At 55.6% G+C, this 17,809-nt stretch carries 14 protein-coding genes; 4 read left to right on the top strand and 10 right to left on the bottom strand.

Annotation, left to right across the window (positions count from 1 at the left end):
• The first annotated feature begins 227 nt into the window (after nucleotides 1-227).
• Nucleotides 228-497, top strand: a complete 270-nt coding sequence (locus tag V4U88_RS15890) for a hypothetical protein (protein WP_334074224.1) — start codon at nucleotides 228-230, stop codon at nucleotides 495-497.
• A 29-nt stretch (nucleotides 498-526) separates the two neighbouring features.
• A complete protein-coding gene (locus V4U88_RS15885) occupies nucleotides 527-1,195 on the top strand; it encodes a dimethylarginine dimethylaminohydrolase family protein (RefSeq protein WP_334074223.1) in 669 nt (222 codons plus the stop codon).
• A gap of 496 nt (nucleotides 1,196-1,691) precedes the next feature.
• On the opposite strand, the gene V4U88_RS15880 is transcribed toward V4U88_RS15885, so the two are convergent.
• Nucleotides 1,692-5,189, bottom strand: coding sequence for an S-layer homology domain-containing protein (locus V4U88_RS15880; RefSeq protein ID WP_334074222.1), 3,498 nt, complete (start codon nucleotides 5,187-5,189; stop codon nucleotides 1,692-1,694).
• Between the two features lie 209 nt (nucleotides 5,190-5,398).
• On the opposite strand from V4U88_RS15880, the gene V4U88_RS15875 reads away from it, so the two are divergent.
• A complete protein-coding gene (locus V4U88_RS15875; RefSeq protein WP_334074221.1) occupies nucleotides 5,399-6,538 on the top strand; it encodes a DUF4261 domain-containing protein in 1,140 nt (379 codons plus the stop codon).
• Between the two features lie 77 nt (nucleotides 6,539-6,615).
• On the opposite strand, the gene V4U88_RS15870 is transcribed toward V4U88_RS15875, so the two are convergent.
• The 6 genes from V4U88_RS15870 to V4U88_RS15845 form a co-directional block, all read right to left on the bottom strand.
• Nucleotides 6,616-7,149 (bottom strand): hypothetical protein, encoded by a 534-nt coding sequence (locus V4U88_RS15870; RefSeq protein ID WP_334074220.1) that lies wholly within the window; start codon nucleotides 7,147-7,149, stop codon nucleotides 6,616-6,618.
• Nucleotides 7,150-7,242: 93 nt separating this feature from the next.
• Nucleotides 7,243-8,616, bottom strand: a complete 1,374-nt coding sequence (locus V4U88_RS15865; protein WP_334074219.1) for a sensor histidine kinase — start codon at nucleotides 8,614-8,616, stop codon at nucleotides 7,243-7,245.
• A complete protein-coding gene (locus tag V4U88_RS15860; protein WP_334074218.1) occupies nucleotides 8,613-9,335 on the bottom strand; it encodes a LytR/AlgR family response regulator transcription factor in 723 nt (240 codons plus the stop codon). The genes V4U88_RS15865 and V4U88_RS15860 overlap by 4 nt, the downstream gene beginning before the upstream one ends.
• 94 nt (nucleotides 9,336-9,429) lie before the next feature.
• Nucleotides 9,430-10,317: an ADP-ribosylglycohydrolase family protein gene (locus V4U88_RS15855; protein ID WP_334074217.1), complete on the bottom strand. Its 888-nt coding sequence runs from the start codon at nucleotides 10,315-10,317 to the stop codon at nucleotides 9,430-9,432.
• Nucleotides 10,299-11,183: an ATP-grasp domain-containing protein gene (locus tag V4U88_RS15850; RefSeq protein ID WP_334074216.1), complete on the bottom strand. Its 885-nt coding sequence runs from the start codon at nucleotides 11,181-11,183 to the stop codon at nucleotides 10,299-10,301. The genes V4U88_RS15855 and V4U88_RS15850 overlap by 19 nt, the downstream gene beginning before the upstream one ends.
• A gap of 114 nt (nucleotides 11,184-11,297) precedes the next feature.
• Entirely contained in the window at nucleotides 11,298-11,852 is a 555-nt protein-coding gene (locus V4U88_RS15845) for an RNA 2'-phosphotransferase (RefSeq protein WP_334074367.1), read from the bottom strand.
• A 538-nt stretch (nucleotides 11,853-12,390) separates the two neighbouring features.
• Here V4U88_RS15845 and mscL point away from each other — a divergent pair.
• Nucleotides 12,391-12,780 (top strand): large conductance mechanosensitive channel protein MscL, encoded by a 390-nt coding sequence (gene mscL, locus V4U88_RS15840; RefSeq protein WP_334074215.1) that lies wholly within the window; start codon nucleotides 12,391-12,393, stop codon nucleotides 12,778-12,780.
• Between the two features lie 309 nt (nucleotides 12,781-13,089).
• Here mscL and V4U88_RS15835 read toward each other — a convergent pair whose 3' ends face one another.
• The 3 genes from V4U88_RS15835 to V4U88_RS15825 are packed head-to-tail and all read right to left on the bottom strand — an operon-like array spanning nucleotide 13,090 to nucleotide 17,803.
• Nucleotides 13,090-15,687 carry a metallophosphoesterase gene (locus V4U88_RS15835; protein WP_334074214.1) on the bottom strand — a complete coding sequence of 866 codons (2,598 nt, stop codon included), beginning with the start codon at nucleotides 15,685-15,687 and terminating at the stop codon, nucleotides 13,090-13,092.
• Between the two features lie 3 nt (nucleotides 15,688-15,690).
• Nucleotides 15,691-16,959: a class I SAM-dependent methyltransferase gene (locus V4U88_RS15830; RefSeq protein WP_334074213.1), complete on the bottom strand. Its 1,269-nt coding sequence runs from the start codon at nucleotides 16,957-16,959 to the stop codon at nucleotides 15,691-15,693.
• Nucleotides 16,960-17,005: 46 nt separating this feature from the next.
• Nucleotides 17,006-17,803 (bottom strand): nucleotidyltransferase domain-containing protein, encoded by a 798-nt coding sequence (locus V4U88_RS15825; RefSeq protein ID WP_334074212.1) that lies wholly within the window; start codon nucleotides 17,801-17,803, stop codon nucleotides 17,006-17,008.
• Nucleotides 17,804-17,809 lie beyond the last annotated feature (6 nt).

Raw genomic sequence — 17,809 nt, 5'->3', positions numbered from 1 at the left:
CATTTGGATACGCTTTCAGTATAAGAGCATCTCCGCCTTAGAACAATTGATGAAACTCTGAATAATTTTGTGCATATGCACAAGTGGTGAAAAGCTTCATTATGGTTCATTATTAGCTCGCTTCCCTGTTATATTTTCGGATTGGCGGGAAAGCTGATGACTAGAAGACCCTGTGTCGTCCATTTTGTGCCAAAGGAGTCATGCCCATGTCATCCCCTTTTCCCGAAATGTCGTGCAAGTTGGTGAGAGAACCGTTTCACGACCCTAAACTCCTGGCGTCGATCTGGGGGCAGCCTTGGGGCGCGGGCAATCCGGTCGGGCGAATCGACCGGATCCTCATGCACCGCCCGGGTGAAGAGGTGCTGAAACTGCACGGGGCAGCCGGACGGATCGAATCCGGGCCGCTCCTGCTGAATCGGATCCGGGGCAGGGGGAGCCAGAACGGCAGCGGAGCCCGCCGAACCTGGACCTCCTCCAGCGTCAGCATGACGGATTAACCTCGGCCCTAGAGAAGGAAGGCGTCCGGGTGGTTCCCCTGGAGGGTCCCGCGGATGCCTGGCCGGAAGCCATGTTTACCCGGGACCTCGGGATGGTCATCCCCGGCGGGGTGGTGCTATCCCGCTTCGCGTTATATATCCGCTACGGCGAGACCCGCCTGGCCGCGCAAACCCTCAGCCGGATAGGCATGCCGCTCCTCGGAAGCGTTCAGGGGCACGGCTTCGCCGAGGGCGGGAGCTTCATTATGCTGGACCGGCGAACCGCCGTAATCGGGCGTTCGGAGCGCGTGAATCCCGAGGGCATCCACCAGCTTCGGCAGATTTTGGCGCTGCAGGAGATCGAGCTGCTTACGGTCGACCTGCCGGCCTCGATCATCCATCTCGACGAGGCCTTTTTGATGGTCGACCGGAACAAGGCGCTGGTGAATATCTCGCTCCTGCCCTATTGGTTCCTGCACGAGCTGGATCGGCGGCACATCGAGCTGTTCCATGTCGACCCGCAGGACCCCTTGCTCACGATCAATGCGCTGGCCCTCTCGCCCGGCAAGCTGCTGTTCTCCGCCGACGGCGCACACACGATGGACCTGCTGTCGCGGCACGGTATCGAGGTCATCCCGGTGGAGGTATCCGAGATTACCAAAATGGGCGGCGGCATTCACTGCTGCACCCTGCCGCTGATCCGGGCGGCCGTGGAGTAGAGCCGATCCGGCGCGATGATGCCGGTGAGGGCAGCAGCCGACCGGAAGGGTTGGTAAGGTAAAGAGGTAGGATAGGTAGGATAGGTAGGATAGGTAGGATAGGTAGGATAGGTAGGTAGGTAAGGTAGAGTAAGTAGGTAGGGGGTAGGTTGGGCAAATAGGTCGGGTAGGTTTGCAGGTGAAGACGTATCGATACGGTCGGGCAAAAAGATGCAAATGTGCAGGAATTTTTCCCCTCTCGAAGGGCCCGAAGCGAAATAAATGCAAAAATGCAGGAATTTTTAGCGATTTAGCTCCAACGGGGCGATTTCGCTGAAAAAGCCTGCAGATTTGCAGGAATTTGCGCAGACCGGGCTTACAGCCTGGGAAAAACCTGCAGATTTGCAGGAATCTCACTCCCGGGCGTCCGCCCCAAGCGAAAAAGGTTTCCTTAAGACATTTAACTACATGTCCTAAGGAAACCTTCATGGATTTAACTACCGGTATGCCATGCCGCTTACCGGTTTAGGGCTTCCAGCAGCCGGTAGACCGCCGCGGCGGCTTCGGCGCGGGTCACCGCCTGATCCGGACGGAAGCTGCCGTCCGGATCACCCATCAACAGGCCCGACTCGAGGGCCGCCTTGACGGATGGCGCCGCCCAGGCCGGGATGCTCGCCGCGTCGGCCGCATTTCCGCCGGTGCCGGTCGCAGCCGCACTGGACCGGGCCTCGGCCGGGAGCGCCTGGGCCAGCATGACGGCCAGTTCGGCGCGGGTCAAGGCTTGGCCCGGGCTGAAGAGGAGCTTGCCGCGCGCTCCCGCGCCCTTGACCAGCCCGGCCTCAAAGGCCGCCGCGGCCTGTTGCTTCGCCCAGACCGGAATTTCGCGGTCATCGGCGAACGGGGTGGCCGAACCGGCCGCGCTTAACCCCAGCGCATCCACCAGCATTTTGGTGAATTGCGCCCGGGTTGCCGGTTCATTCGGATGAAACTCCCGATCCCCAGACCCCTGGATCACCTGCATCCCGATTAACCGATACGCAAACGGCTGCGCCCAATGCCCCTTCAAATCCGGCAATTCCGCCGGTTGATAGCTGAATACGGCATACTTGGCGAATGGACGCACGTCCGCTGTCACCGTTCCGTTTCCGGTATCCATACCGCCGAGGAAGATCCATTTGGCTTGACGTTCATCGTAGTAGTAAATGGCCGGAACGCGGTTGTCCGCTAAACCTTCCGCTTCATAATTCAGGGTAAGCTTCGCCGGCGGGTTAAAGACAGACACCGCGCTGCCCTCAGCGGTTTTCTCCAGAGCGACTACAGGACTGATGCGGCTGAGATGGCCCGCTGGCGGTGCCGACGCCGCCGGAACGACCGATGCCGTCAAACGGCTGGCCGAACGGCCCGGCTGGGCCGGTGCCTCGATGGACATCACGCCGGAAATTTGAGCGCGTGCGCCCTGTCCGGCAGGCCATTCCACGTCCACACGGCTACCGCTTTCGTTCATCCCCACCGGCTGCTCATGGCCGGGGTTCTTGTCGCCGGTGGAGGCGGAGCCGCCGCTGCCCGAGCTGCCGCTGCCGCTTGACCCACTGCCGGAACCGCCACCGGATTCACCACCGGAGCCGCTGCCCGAATTGCCGCCGGAATGACCCCCGCCCGCGCTAACAACCACCGTGCGGATGACCTCTTTTGCCGGATTGCCCGCCAAATCGCTCACATGATACTTCAAAGTATAAGTTCCGGCCGCCTGTGTATTCACCGTTCCGGTAATTTGCACCTCGCCGGCCAAGTCGATATTATCTGAGGCATCCGCCCCCGCCTCCTCATAAGCCGCTCCAACCCCCAGGTTCACGGTTGGCGTTCCTCTGAGCGTAATCACCGGAGCCGCCCGGTCGATGTTCACTTGCAGTTCCTGTGTTTTTTGCAGATGTAAATTATCGGTGGCCTGGTAGGTGAGCGTATGCCGCCCCTCTTCGGCGATCTCAATCTCGTCCCGAGGCGTGTAAGGCACAAAAGACCCCTCGTCCAAGGACAGCTTCAACTCGACCTCCGTTACCGGATTCGAATAAACGGCGTATACGCTGGAGACGACGCTTTGATTCGTCCATTGACCGCTGGCGTATGCCGCTCCGTCCGCCGTTTTCATGGAGGCGCTCAGCGTCGCGGGGGACGTATCGCCGAACCCTTTGACCGTGACGACAAACGTTTTGTGCTCCGTCACCGTTCCCCTTGTGATAGTGGCCGTCAACGTCACCTCCGTATCCTCCGCCGGATAACGGACCAGCAAACGGCCGTCCTGGCCGATCAGCTGTGGATGGGAGCTGTCCCATTGAACGGTAACGCCATGCTCGCCCCGCACGGGGAGCTCCAAATCGTCGACGACCGCGCTCGTACCGCCCAGACTGAGCTTAGCCGCGGTATCGTCCACCGCCTGCCGGTCGCTGTACGGATCGACGTTCACGAAAATCGGATTGGAATAAAACCAAAGATCGGAGAAGTTCCGCCGGTTGATCTCCTCAAACCGGGTCTCGTTATCCGCGGTCGTGTTTTTCACATCGACCAGCGGCTCGCCGTTGCTCGTCTCCCCGGGGACATCCGTACCCAGGTCAGTCCCCCGCAGGCGGAAGTATTTGTTCTTCTCGGCCGGTCCCAGTTTATAGGTGATGACATGGTAGCCATCCTCATCCGTCGTCCAGTCCTGGCTCGTGAACCGCTTGATCACTTTCGTCGTATCGTTGGTACTCTTGGTATACTCCGGAGTGCCGGGCTCAGCATAGCCGGTCACGTCGCCGGCGATCAGATCCACATGGTCCACCTGCACCGGATCCCCGTTATGGTTGCCCGCCGGGCTTTTGAACCGGATGGTGAGTTCCATATCGTCCCCTTCCGTCACTTGCAGTTCTTCTCCCATTTCCGCCTGCCCGCCGGCGCCCGCGATGCGGAAATCCAGTGCGTCGATCAAATCGCCGAAGACGGAAAAAGATTTCCCCGAACGCATCCCTTCCACCACCGCATGCATGTCGGAGCCGTCCACCCAGGTGTAGTTCTTGGAGTAGTCCCCCGGCATGTAACCGCTGGAGTATCGCCGGGTGCCGTCGATATGGAAGTGAAAATCGGAGTTGGCGAAGTTCCAGAACCGTCGGCCTTCACCAAGCAGCGCATCCCATACTCCGCCAAGCTGGGCGACCATGATGTCCGTACCGCCGTAAACCTGAGGCACTTCCCCCCGGTCCGGCGCCATCTGGTTGCCGAGCATGCCTTCGAAACCGAAGGCAATTTCCGGCGCAATGTTGTTGAAATCACGGAGATCCTCGATTTTGAATTCCGCGGAAGTCCCCCGTTTTCTCGAAGGGTGGTTAATAATCATGAAGCTGTCCGGATAATTGTCTTTCATCCACTGCACGGCCTTGCGGGCGTCCGCTTTGGTGCTGTAGGCCCGGCTGTCCCGCGATTTCCATGCCGCGACTTCCGCCGGATCATAATATTTTTCGTCGCGATTCGTAAACAGGTATTCAAAATGACGGATGCCTTCGGCGATCGGGTCGGCCTCCAACCGCTTCGGCAAAATACCGACGCCCACATGATCGTAGGTAGGCATATCCCACTCAAAACCGGTGAATATGATTTTACCTTCGTATTTTCCCGAATCCGCAAGCTGCTTGATTTTGGGAAGCTGGTACAGCTCGATCCCCTTGGACAGCGGGATGGAACCGCCCGGCAAAGCCGCCCCGGTATCGTCGCGTCCCACCATCCGCAAATGGTCGGAGACCCCGATCCAATCCATGTCATTCTGCTCCAGGGCACGATCCAGCACCTTCTCCAACGATTCCTGGGCATCATCGGACAGATAGGTGTGCGTATGGTACTCGCCGATCATCCATTGTCCTCCGCCTTGCAGCGGTTCCGCGGCCCCCGAAGCGGCATAGCTTTTGGAAGGGATAACCGCTCCCGCCGTCAGCAAACTGCCGGCCAAGGTAACGGCCACTGCCCTCTTTAACCAAACTTTTAATTTCATTGAAATGTTGTCCTCCAGTCCGTTCGGAATGATTCCAATGTATCAGCCGGCTGTTAAAATCATGTTCGGGGTAGGTAAAAATTTTCGTCATATGTAAATTGGTGTCAAACTTAAAACCGCCGTCTCGTCCGCCTGTTATTGAAGCGGCCCCCGGCGACTGGTAGAATGTACCTTTAAGCACCTATTTTTCATGCAAGGGAGAGGAATTTATGACAGCCCAACGGCAAGCGGCCCTGCAATCCATGGTGGATTGGCTGGCGCACGAAAACGAGCTCGGGAAGGAGCCGGCCAAAATCGAAATCGCGGGGGAATTCGACCGCCACGACATGCACTATTACGTATTCAAGTACAAAAAAAATCTGCTCGGTAAATGGCTCCTCGGCGTCTGCGGCGGTTATGAGAGCCCGTCCGACACGGAGCATTGCGGTCATATTTTCAGTGAGATGCAGCCTTACGACCCCGCCACCGCCGAAGAGGATGCCATCGCCATGGTGGAGATGATTCGCGCTTATTGGATGCAGCGGGCAGCCGAAATCGAGCAGGCCCAGGCGCAGGCCGGAGCAGGTTCCGATGGGGCGCAGGAGGAGGAAAAATCAGGGGTTTTTAACGGCTTCGTCCTGTTGAATTCCACCGAGTGCGATATGGAGCAGATTAAAGCAAACCTGCTGCAGGATTGGAATATCTCCACCTCCCCGGCCGATGAAGACGAGCCGCCAACCGCCGGGGAAAAAGAGGGTATTCTTGTTTTTGAGGCGGAGGGCTGCATGCTCGCGCTTAGTTTTATCGATGCACCCATCCCGGATGGCGAAGCCGATTATTACGCACAGGGGAACTACCTGTGGCGAGAGGCGGCCGAGGTCACGGCGACCCATGTCGCTCAGATCATCGTCGCCGTATTCAGCAAGTCCGGGTCTCCGATCGATAGCGGCAGATTGTACACGAAGCTGGCCTCCAGCTGCCTGAAGCTTCCGAATGCGGTCGGCCTCTACATGTCCGGTACCGTATTTGAACCCCAGTTCTACCTGGATATGGCGGAGCTTATGAAAACCGAGGATACCGTCCCTTTGATGAACCTCGTTCACTTTGGCCTGGTCGGGAGCGAAAAAGGGCTCAGCGGTTATACTTCCGGGCTGAAGGCTTTTGGCAAGGATGAAATCGAGGTGCTGGACAGCCAGGCGACGCCAGCCGAGCTCCGCGACTTCTTAATCGATATCTCTCTGTATGTCGTAGAGCAGAATGTGACTTTGCGGGATGGGGAAACCATCGGCTTCTCGGCGGAACAGAAGCTGCCGATTGCCCGCTCCGAGGGTGTTTATGTCGAAGGGGAAAGCCTGAAGATTCAGTTTTGAGGTGGAATTGAGATTCATGCCCGAAAGAGATTGGCATAGAAAAACCCGCTCATTTGCGGGTTTTTCATTTACGGCCGTCACACCCGGAAGGAGATGGTCGGCTCGACGGACACCGGCTGTGCCGCGCCTTGCGGTGTGTAGATTTTCACATCGGATGCCGTTGAACCGGCAACCGGTTGAACCGGCGGCACGTCCGTCCCTTCTCCCGCCGGCAGGCCTGCTTCGGCAGAAGACGCGCCTCCAGGCAGGCTCTGACCGGCTTGTCCGGTGCCGCCGGTTTCCACGGTCACCGGCTTGCTTGCGGCATACCGCCGCATCTCCGCTTCCCGAACAGCCACTTCCCGGCGGTGCTTTTCGAGGGCCGCTTCGCGCTCCGCCTTTTCCTTAGCCCGCTTCTCCTGTTGGTCTTTCTCCAGCGCTTTCCCAGCCTTTTCGCTGGATGCGGCGGCATTCTTCAAGGAGTTGGAGGCATACCCTGCCGCATTGTTCATGATGTCAGATTGTTTACTGTCTTTCGCCCAACGATATACCCCCATGGACGCATCCGCCATTTTCATGGAGGAGGCTGCCCCCATCAGCCCCTGCATGACTCCGATTGGTAACATACTCATTCCAGATCCCTCCTTTCAACAAAAAATACAATTTATGTTTCGTCGAAAATGGGAGCGATCTAAAGCATTATGTCATAATCGGCCGCCTGTATGTCATGAACGGTCGGCTTGTCCGCTCGCCAAGGGCAACATGAGGGAGAGGCGGAACACCCCGGGCTGCAACTCGATATCCATCGTTCCCCGATACTTCTCCACTATGGCTTTCATGCTGTCCAATCCCATACCATGCAACTCGGCAGGTGCCTTACGGGTCATTAAAGCTACGGATGGGTCGCCCGCGTTTTCCATGCTATTCTTCATTTCCAGTATATAAAAGTGCTTGGCTGCTCCGGTCTGAATGTGAACAAATTTCCGCCGGTCCGGCTGCTTAATCCGCTTACAGGCTTCTATGGCATTATCTAACCCATTGCCCAGAATAACACTCAGGTCAAAATCCGATATCCCGGAAAATCCGAGCCTTTGCAAGTCACATTGAAAATCGATTCCGGATTGTCTTGCCTCATGACCCTTAACGTATAGTACGGCATCGGCAACAGGATTGCCGGTTATTGCGTAATCCTCCAGCAGGCCGCTTTTTTCGGAAAGGTGGTTAAGATAGGCTTTGGCGGCGTCCACACGTTTGCCCTCCAGCAAACCCATGAGGCTGATGACATGATTTCTCATATCGTGCCGTACATGCCGCAATTCTTTCTGCTGGTTTTCCAGGGCCTGATAATGCGCTACCTGCAAGGCCAGCCGCTGCTCGTTCATCAACTGAAGCATCGCATGATTCGTTCCGAAGACCAGCCGCAAGCTTGCCGCAAGTCCAAGCACGGACAGCAGGAACAGCATGACCGGATCCCCAAATTGGAAAACAAACGAGGGGAGCGGGAGATTTCTATATACATAAAGTAGATGAAATAACTGGTGGTGATTGAATATATACGCCGCTATTTCCAACGCCAGCACGATAAAAGCCATCGGGAGAAGCAGAAGCCCCGAAATTCTGCGCGGGAGGTTCCCGCCCAGGGAGGAACAGCGGCGGGAAATGACTTCGAGGAGAGTCACGCAGATAGCATACCTCAGCGTGCTGATCCAGTAATAGACATGCAATGGCGGCACATGATGAAAGTAGTGGTCAAAAGCCACATCCACGCATCTTCCAAGCAGCGGAACAACCGCATACGCGGTGAGCTGTTGAATGACGTATAAAACGATAGCAATAGCCAGCTTCTGAGCGGGGTTGCCCCGGAACAAGAGCTGGATTAGAAGCATTAGTCCCAACCAAGAGCAGGTTGTCCCCACAAAATAATTCACGCCGAGCACTCGATTAAGAAAAATGTAATCAAATCCGATGGGGTACAGGACGAGCACAGCAGCCGCCGTTTTCGGCGAAGCCTTGGTGCCAAGCAGTCTGTGGCAAAAAAGAAAGAACCCGTATCCATAGAAGCCCAGCACAAGGCATTTGGCGAAAAACCAGACGTTCATAAAATGCCGCCTTCTTTTTTTACATAATTCAGCAGCGCCTCCATGAACTCCTTGTGTCGGCGTTTGGACAGTAACACCTTGTCCCCGTTATCCATCAGAATTTCATTTTTATCAAAGCTCATTACGTGCTTAAGGTGGATCAGATAGCTTTTGTGACATCTAAAAAAGCTTCGGCGGTTAAGTTTTTCTTCCAATGCACTGATCTGATCATAATACTCTAACACGCGCTGGTTACAGTGCGCTTTGATGACGCGGCCGCTGATTTCGAAGTAGATCACGTCATCCAAAACGAGTTTTATCGCCTCCCGGTTGCGAGTCACGACAATATACCCTTCTCCCCGTTCCTCGGCCGAGCACTTATCCACCACCGCCAGAAGAACCTTGGCCAGCTTGCCGTCATCGACAGGCTTGATGAGATAATGAAAGGCCTCTACGTCAAAAGCATCGTAAACATGCTCCCGATAAGCCGTAATGAACACGAGGAGAAAAGGCCGGCTTCGTTTTCTCATCAAGGCGGCCGTAGTCAGTCCGTCCAGGTGCTCCATTTTGATGTCCAAAAATAAAAGATCAAACGCGCACGCCGACTCCAACAAAGCCGAACCTGCAAAGAATTGCTTAATGCTATGCGCGACACCCGCTTCTTGTAAAACCGCATGAACCTTTTTTGAAAGCTCAAGGCACTCCACAGCCTGGTCGTCGCAAATGGCAATGGATAACATTCCAATCTCCCATTTCTAATAATGCTTCTTTATTTATATTTTTCGGTTGGAGATACCATAGATTTAGGAAACCCAGGAAAATACCCGCAGAATTTCAGGACACTCCCCTTAAGGCCGCCAGCCGCAGGGCAACCTGATCCAGTCGCTCTCTGATCAATACAGCTTCCGCATACTTTGACGGAATGCCCTCGTATCCGAAATAAATCCCGGCCAGTCCGCCCGCGATCGCTCCAATCGTGTCGGAATCCCCGCCGAGGTTGGCAGCCCGCTCGACCACCGCGCTGAAATCCGGGGCCGTCAGCAAAATATGCAGCACCCACCGAAACGTGTGCACCACAAAACCGCTTGGCCCGCAATCAGGTTCCTGTTCGATCAGGCCTTCGTATTCGGTCCCGGCAACTTCGCGCCGGATGGCGTCCCCGAGCTCTTCCCCGCGCAGCAGGCGGTCGGCGATCCGGTTATAGATGACGCAAGCTTCATTGCACCGTTGATCGTAATGCGTCATTCTTGACTGCATCACCGTAACCCTCTCGATCTCGGCCGGCTCCCTGTAGGCTAGGGCCACGGGCAAGCATCTCATGAGGGAGCCGTTCCCCCCGCTTTGCCCGAGATCCATGTGCGCATAGAAGGCCGCCTCCTTCCAACTGCCCTCGTAGTGTTCAAAAACGTGACGAATAATGTTCCCGATATCCTTCGGCCTGGAATGGTACCACTCCAGAAAAAGACGCCCGATCGGCTCCTCGGGATCAGCCGGATTGTGCAAAATCCCCTCTGCGACGCACAACGTCATCATGGTGTCATCTGTCACTTCCCCGGGCGCAAGCCCCCACACTCCACCGCCCACAATCTCCCGCAAATATCCGTACTGCGCCCGGATTTCGCGGGCATTCATAAATTCCGTCGTTCCGCCAAGGGCATCCCCGACAGCGACGCCGTACAATCCGCCCTTAATTCTGCTATGGATTAGCGCTTCTTCACCCATCCCGTCGCCCCCCCATCTTTGATCGATCTGTAAAACTGTTCGACATCCGCCCGAATCGGTAGGCCGGAAACCTGCCCGTCGCCCACCTCGATCACCAGCCATTCTCCGCCGGCCGTCTTGGCGATATCCATGGTAAAAAAGCGGCTTGCTATCCCCCCGGCTACATTTCCAAAAGGTTCGAGGTTAACATGAACCCGGCTTGCGCGTTCATAAGCGGCCTCATCCCAATAGTCCAGGCAAGCGATCATTTTATGATCCAGGAAAAACAAACGGTACTCCTGAGCCAGCGGCATCCCGCTCTTCGGGTGTACACCAAGCTGGGCGAGAGGAACAAACTCACGGATGACAACCCCGCCGTTTAGTTCGGAGCCTTGGCGGCTGAGGAAATTCTCCACCACTCTGCGAACCCCTTCCCGGTCCGAGGCGTCCGGAATGAAGCAGGCGTCCTCCCACTCATGCTTTCTTGATTTTACATAATCCTTGACCAGGACGGGTTTGCTCCGAAAGACGGTCATTTTTTCAAAAAGCGGGCCCAGGCCCTCCTTAAGCTCCTCCTGAGGAACCCAAATACTGTAAGGGGTCACCGCCTTAATCGCCTCGTACGAACGGGGAAAATCATGCCCGCTCCTATATGCCTCAGGCGAATTGATCAGGATGGCATTCTTGCGGGACAGGGCTTGATATAAGCGCTCGTAGTCGTCCGGCTTCAGCATCCAGCCCCGGTATATAAACACTTTCGGCGTTTCGAAAGCGGGTACGCGCCGGACCGCCAGTTCCGCACTCCCCTCCAACAACGCCTCCAAAGAAATCAAATGAACATCCGCTCCAAGCCTGCGGGCCGTTTCATATTCCCGCAAGTATTCCATGTCCGGGGCCTTCTCATTTAAAGGGTCCGAACAAAACACAAATTTCATTTTCTGTACAACCTCCGCAATTATATTGTGGATAAAATCCGCCGCCGCCCGCGGGGCGCGGGCCGGTTAATTTTCGTCTGCCTCGCAGCATCCCGGCGGGATCCGATCAGCCAGCCACACTTCATTACCTGCGTAGTAAAAAGTCACACCCGTTTCTCTTGCTTTTTGCGTATCGATCCGGAGGATGACCAGTTCCCCCCGGCGGCTCCCCGCCAGCGCGGCGAAATGCGTCCCTTCCGACAGATGCACATACTGCCGGCACATCGGGTGAAGCCCTTCCTTGAGAATGGAAGGTAGCGCCTTCCGGTTCGTTCCGTGATATAACACGGCCGGCGGCTCGCCCGGAGCATATTGCACCCGATCATGGCTGTGGCCGTACCTGGCCCGGATACGGTCATCCTCGATGACGAAACGCTGTTTGTCAGAATTGCGGACGACCTGCTCCACATCTTCGCGTTGGACCCGGGACCACCGCCGCTGGGCCGCGATCGCCCGGAGAAGCGCGTCCACTTCGCACGATCCGTCCGCGGGATTCAATTGGAGGCCAAACTCCTCGGGAGTATGGCGGAGCATTTTGCTCATCAGCTTGCTTAAACTTTTTTCGGAGCTTGAATCCAGCATCATGGCATTCCTTTCGTCCATTTGGTTACTTATACCAACTAATCTCTGATTGCATTATAACCCCTCCCGGCCCTTACGGTCATGTGGGGGGACGAGTTTCGTCACTATCGGCTGGGGGTTCAGGGCCTGAAGCTTGCAAATTAGTCCGCCGCTTTCGTTTTCGGTGAAAATAACGATCCTTTGGGCCGCTATTTCGGGCCGATTCGGCTCCGCGGGAATCATAGCGGTCAAAACGGCCTTATTGCCCTGGTGCAGACCCCGAAATCAGGTTTGCTGCAATTTGTGCGATCCTGGTGATTTAAGCAACTTGAACACATTGGAACGCCAACTTGACTCCCTGCGCCACGCAAACTACTTTCTGCCCCCATGGAGAATTCCTGCGGATTTGCATTTTTCGGCCTAGGCGGAGGCCTGCCCTGTGGCCCGAACCCTCGGAGGGTCTCCTTTGCAGACCTTACTGCCTACCCTGCGGTGATGTGGAGTCCGCCCCTCATATGGTATACTGCCTGTAATATATGAAAAGGGTGGTTTTACTAGGATGTGGAAAGAATTTAAAGCCTTTGCCCTGAAGGGCAATGTCCTTGATCTGGCCATCGGGGTAATTATCGGCGGGGCCTTCGGTAAAATCGTAACCTCCCTGGTCAATGATATGCTGATGCCCCTATTTGGCATCTTGATGGGCGGCATCGATTTCAAGGACCTTATCTTTCAATACGGAGAAACGAAATTGATGTACGGCGCTTTTTTGCAAACCGTCATTGATTTCTTCATCATCTCCTTCTCCATTTTCCTGTTTGTGAAAGGACTCAACAGGTTCAAACGGAAGGAAGAGCCGGAACCGGAAACCCCGCCGGAACCGTCCAAGGAGGAAGCGCTGCTCACGGAAATCCGCGACCTGCTGAAGCAGCAAAGACAAAACGGAGCGTAACCCCGAACGGGGGCGTGGCGGTATGAGGCGGCATGACGTGACCTAATTAACGGGAATTCCTCCCGTTAAATTGGGCCTATTCGTCCTCAGAGTCGATTTAGCTGGAAAACCTCCCGTTAATTCATCCGAAACCAGGGTATACCAACGGTTGGGCCGCGAAATAGATGGAGCTTTTCCATCTATTTCGATTCCAAGGCCCACGAGCGGAAAATTAACGGGAGGTTTTCCCGTTAATAATCCAGAGCGGCGCGGATGCGCCAAAAAGAGCCTGAACCCCCTCCCGGCGGTTCAGGCTCTTGTGCATCGTCATTACAGCCGCGGATCGATGGCCTTCTCCTGCGCCACTTCAAACAGCAGGTTGGCGGCGATTTCCTGATACGCCGTGTGCCCGGGGGCAATGTCGGCGAATGGAACGCCCAGCAAACTCATCCCGAGCCGATATTCGTTCAGCGAAGTGCGAAGCTTTTGGCTGATGTTCTTTTGTTTCAGCAGCTTGCGGTATTTATGCGGGAACTTGTAGTCGTACCCGTAGATGATGGACAAGTACTCGGGGTTCCGCACTTTCATGTAAGGCACGGTGGCGCCGGTCCACACCTCCGGCTTGATGACGACGCCCTCCATGTGCTTCTCCAGCGTCAGCTCGACGAAGTACCGCTCCGCTCGCTCCAAGCTGTCCGGCGCCGACAAATCCAGCGCCAGCGCTTCGTCCTCCGACAGGAAGCCGTACATGTCGGACGTCGTCCAATCCGGCAATTGCTCCCGTCCGTCATCATAGACGATTTTGAGCAGGGCAAACGGTTTGTACTCCAGCTCGCCTTCGCCGTCCGCAGCATACCATTCCAGCTGACGCTTGTAGGTCTCGTAAGCTTGGACGTGTTCTTCCAGCGGGACATAGGTATCGCGGAGCTCATGAACATGCTTGTAATTCTGGTACACGCTTGGACCGTACTTGTCGCTCAGAACGGACTTCGAAGCCCGGAACTGGTCCTGCTCAAAGCCGCTCGCCTCATAGTCCTCAAGCAGCTTCCCGAACGCCTGCTCGAAGCCGTTTTGCCGCAGGAACGCAAGCTCGGATTCCAGCGCGGTCCCGATCGGCTTAAACTGCCGCTCGATCAGACCTTCGCCCAGCGCCTTCCACGGAAGGAGCTCCCCGTCCAAAAGCAGCATGGCGATCTTCTGCTCCTCCATATAGCCGCCGAACTTCCGCAACAGCTTGCCGAAGATCTCCGACAAGTCCACCTGATTGATTTTGTACCCGTTTCGGCTGACGGCAAAGCACTTCTCCGGCTCTTTATGCAGATATACATTGCATCTCGACCCCATATATTTGGGCTGCAGCACGATCCGCTCTACACCGCGGTCCCTGAAATAAGCCAGCCCGCGCTCCAGGGACTCCAGCTCGCCGGCCGCTTCGTCCTTATCGGCCGGCGACATCGTCCCGGAGATAAAATTGATCTTATGCCGCGAGCAGTAGTGGAGCCGGCGGATTTCGTCCTCTTCCAGGTCCGCCACCGACACCTTCCGCTCCCGCTTGAACAGCGTCTTCAGCTCTTCCCCTTCCCCGATGACCGCCTGGGCCGATTTGCGGGACTTCAGGAACGGTTTGTACGAGATGCTGACCGAAGTCAGCAGATTCCCGTGCACACTGCCGGTATCGATATGGAGTTTGTTGCGGATGCGGAACGGCTGCTTCGCCGCGATATGTCCAAACACGTGGTAAGGGTGATTGGACACCGCTTCCTCCTCCAGAAAGGCCAGTTGCTCCTCGAACGAAGCCTCCCGATCGATCCGGAAATTCCGCTGGTGCCGCGCCGAGTTCGTGTCCAGCTTCCCGATATATTTTTTCCGGCACGGCGCATGGGTGACATAAAACGAAGGACCTTGGACCCCGACATACCGGTAAAACGGCTTCGACAGCGACACCAGATGCCGGAATTTTGCCAGAAGTTCCGCATCGCCGCGCAATACCTCAATCGAGTCGAAATACGAGCGAACCAGCTCATGATCGGCACCCTGAATTTCCCCGTTCAAATATTTACCCACAAAGTTCTCATGGTTGCCGAGCACGAAGTAGAAGTACTCCCGATTCTCGTAAAGGAATTCGATGATCTCCTTCGTTTGCCGGCCTTTGTCGATCCAGTCCCCCACCAGGACCATCTTCGTCTGCCGCAATCGCTCGGGCGCCGACAGCTTGCCGTCCTCCAACCGGAAGCCGTGGTCGCGCAGCAGCCCCTGCAAATCGCCTACACATTCATGGACGTCGCCGATGATAACATACTGCTGATCCTGCGGGAGAACTCCGGCCAGATAAGCATCCAAATTCTCAATGACGATGCGGTATTCCGGATTCGCTCTCCCTTCCTCAGGCAGGAAGAAATCTTTGGCCCGCACCTTATGGATTTTGGCATAGCCTTCCCGGGCCAGCGAGCCCAAGACCTCTTTTCTCAGCCGGTTGATATGGTTGGTAATGAGCTTCTTCGAGCGCTCCGAGGCATAGTAATCGTCCCGCTTCCGGTAATCGAACACGATCGCTTCCAGATTATAATTGTTCTGATAGGCGATATCCTTCACTTTGGCCCGGAAATCCTCGGACAACCCGGTGGTATCGACCACCACGAACTCCGCGTTGACCGGAAAAGAAGTCGCCATTTTCAAACGCTCGAACAGAAGATGAAACGCCTGCTCACTGGCCTCCAGCATCACTTGATCGTACTTGTCGTAATCATGGCCGAGCACCTCCTGGCGAATCTGGTCTGAGGACAGGTATTGCACGTTGCTCTTGATCCCTTTGTCCCGATCTTCGAAACGCAGCCCAGGAATCAACACTTCCTTGGCGAACGTGGTTTTGCCGCATTCGGTAGAGCCGATCAGCATAAAAACCGTATGAACTTTACTCCGGAACTCCATGGATCAGGCCCCCTCTCTCTTCAAAATAACCCCTTGGGTCGTTGTGATCCCGTCGACCTCGTCGCCGATGGCTACAAATTCATACTGTAGATTCGCGAAGCGCTTCAACAGATCGCCGATCCAGGCCTGGAACGAAGCTCCGCCCAGCTCCCATTTGTGATCGTCATGCCGGAAGCCTTCCAGCTCATAATAGCGGTTAAAGTCGGCATTCGGCGTCGTGATGATCAACCGGTCGAAATCCACCTGTCCGCAGATTTGCCGGATCAGTCGCTCCGCTTCCTCCCGGCTCATATGCTCGATGACCTCGGTCAAAATCACATCGACCCGTTCCCCGTTGTAGCTCTCCAGAAAAAGATCGATCGAGGCGAACGTGATGATATTGTCCAGCTCTTTTCGCGCGGCCTTCCGCTGGACTTGCTCCAACAGCTCCTCGTTGATATCGACCGCGTAATAGCTGCCTTCGATCTTCCCGGCAAAAGGAATCGCGTAGAATCCTTCTCCGCAGCCCACGTCGAGAATCGACTTGTCAAAAGCGAGCGCGCTTCCGATGTAGTTCCGCCGCTGCAGCGCCGTGCCGCCAAAAGCAAAGCGAATGCTGTAGCGGTCCGTCTTCTCGAGCTCCGCCTTGTATTTTTTGAACCGGTCCCGGGAAGCCAGAAAGTTCCGCACGAACAGGCTCCGGATGTAAAACGGCGCGTCAATCACGTTCAGACTCTTGATATATTTGTCCAAAATGCTGTCCGAGATATCGACGTACTCATTGCCGAACATCGACAGGAACAAACACAGCACGCTTACCGCGTGAAGGAGCTGGTACAGGCTTTTTTGCGTCTTAACGGTCAAAGAATAGCTTTTGTACGCCTGATGCGTGATTTCGAAAGTGAAGTCCTTCAGGTGCTTCTCAAAAAACGCGATGTACTGCACACGTTCGATGTGGATCATGTTGATAAAAAAAGTATGCTCATAGCCCTCCGCATCCTGCTCGTTCCGCGTTTTTAACGGGGCGGAAAAGAACTCGCCGATCGCGTTCAGCGGAAACAGCGGCGTATTGTATCTCGACACATTCAGGTACTCGAAGGTCTCCCCCTCATGCTGCTTATACGAGATGTCGTTGTCGGCGTCTTTAAAATAGACGTTAAAGGTCTGTTCGTCGGTATACCAGCCGTAGGCCGTCCCTTTGCGGATCGAGCGCAGCTGCATGCCGGAATGCGGATTCTTTTTGATCAAAAATGAAAACTTCGGATTCGTGGATGTAACCTGTACGATAGCCATAATGAACCTTCTTCCAATGTGAAAATATGTACGCGATTGCCCGCCTCTACGCCCATACCTCGCGCAAGGCGGAGCGAAAGAGGGCGTCCAACCGCTCGTCTTCGAGCTGCGACGGTTCCGTCTTGAATTTGGCGGCCGCCTCCTCGAAGTAATCCAAGCGCTCCTCCAAATATTCGTGGATGGCGGTCAACTTGGGCTCCAGATCAAGCTCTTCCCCGGCCTTTTTGCGGTCCAGCAGGCGTTGAACTGTGTCCATCAGTGCGCTTTCCGGCGGGATCAGGTCCTCCACCAGCTTGTCGAACTCCACCGGAGGCATCGTATTGTACTTCTCGATCCAGCCGCAGGCGAGCACCGGCCGCAGCACATAGAAATACTTCTTGATCTTCACCCGTTCCCCTTGCAGATATCCCCGGAAATTCCCCTTCGCCATGTTGAGGTAGTGGTATATGCATGATTTCGGCGAAAACGTCAGCGGGGATATGCGGCGGATCTGCTCCGCCATGGAATACTTCTCCAAATATTGTATCGGAGAATGCAGCCATTCCAATAAGGGCGGGTTCGATTTGCGGAATAGCCGCAAGGCCTTCTTCAAATCCCAACCGTTGATGTCCAACTGATCGCTGATCGGCCGCTCGATGACATCGCGGCCTTCGAAGATGGACAAATACCAATCCTGAGGCCGGATATAGAGAAACCGGACGTCATAGTCGCTGTCCCGCGAAGGGAAGCCCCAAGCGCGGCTTCCCGATTCGCAAGCGTATAGAATACTAACCCCTTCCTGCTCTTCAATGCGCCGAAGCTCGTTCAGGATGACGGGGCGGAATTCGGACGATTCCTGGGTCATAGGGGA

The organism is Paenibacillus sp. A14 (assembly GCF_036864815.1).
GTDB classification, from domain to species: Bacteria; Bacillota; Bacilli; order Paenibacillales; family Paenibacillaceae; genus Fontibacillus; species Fontibacillus sanfengchensis.
Note: the sequence above shows the minus strand (reverse complement) of the source record. Positions and strands in the feature narration are given on the sequence as shown.

Bases quoted from the DNA above. Each gene is read 5' to 3' on its own strand.
- V4U88_RS15830 (WP_334074213.1), bottom strand. From the start codon at position 16,959: ATGGCTATCGTACAGGTTACATCCACGAATCCGAAGTTTTCATTTTTG.
- V4U88_RS15845 (WP_334074367.1), bottom strand. From the start codon at position 11,852: ATGCTGGATTCAAGCTCCGAAAAAAGTTTAAGCAAGCTGATGAGCAAA.
- V4U88_RS15855 (WP_334074217.1), bottom strand. From the start codon at position 10,317: ATGGGTGAAGAAGCGCTAATCCATAGCAGAATTAAGGGCGGATTGTAC.
- V4U88_RS15865 (WP_334074219.1), bottom strand. From the start codon at position 8,616: ATGAACGTCTGGTTTTTCGCCAAATGCCTTGTGCTGGGCTTCTATGGA.
- V4U88_RS15875 (WP_334074221.1), top strand. From the start codon at position 5,399: ATGACAGCCCAACGGCAAGCGGCCCTGCAATCCATGGTGGATTGGCTG.
- V4U88_RS15850 (WP_334074216.1), bottom strand. From the start codon at position 11,183: ATGGAATACTTGCGGGAATATGAAACGGCCCGCAGGCTTGGAGCGGAT.
- V4U88_RS15880 (WP_334074222.1), bottom strand. From the start codon at position 5,189: ATGAAATTAAAAGTTTGGTTAAAGAGGGCAGTGGCCGTTACCTTGGCC.
- mscL (WP_334074215.1), top strand. From the start codon at position 12,391: ATGTGGAAAGAATTTAAAGCCTTTGCCCTGAAGGGCAATGTCCTTGAT.
- V4U88_RS15870 (WP_334074220.1), bottom strand. From the start codon at position 7,149: ATGAGTATGTTACCAATCGGAGTCATGCAGGGGCTGATGGGGGCAGCC.
- V4U88_RS15860 (WP_334074218.1), bottom strand. From the start codon at position 9,335: ATGTTATCCATTGCCATTTGCGACGACCAGGCTGTGGAGTGCCTTGAG.
- V4U88_RS15890 (WP_334074224.1), top strand. From the start codon at position 228: ATGTCGTGCAAGTTGGTGAGAGAACCGTTTCACGACCCTAAACTCCTG.
- V4U88_RS15825 (WP_334074212.1), bottom strand. From the start codon at position 17,803: ATGACCCAGGAATCGTCCGAATTCCGCCCCGTCATCCTGAACGAGCTT.
- V4U88_RS15835 (WP_334074214.1), bottom strand. From the start codon at position 15,687: ATGGAGTTCCGGAGTAAAGTTCATACGGTTTTTATGCTGATCGGCTCT.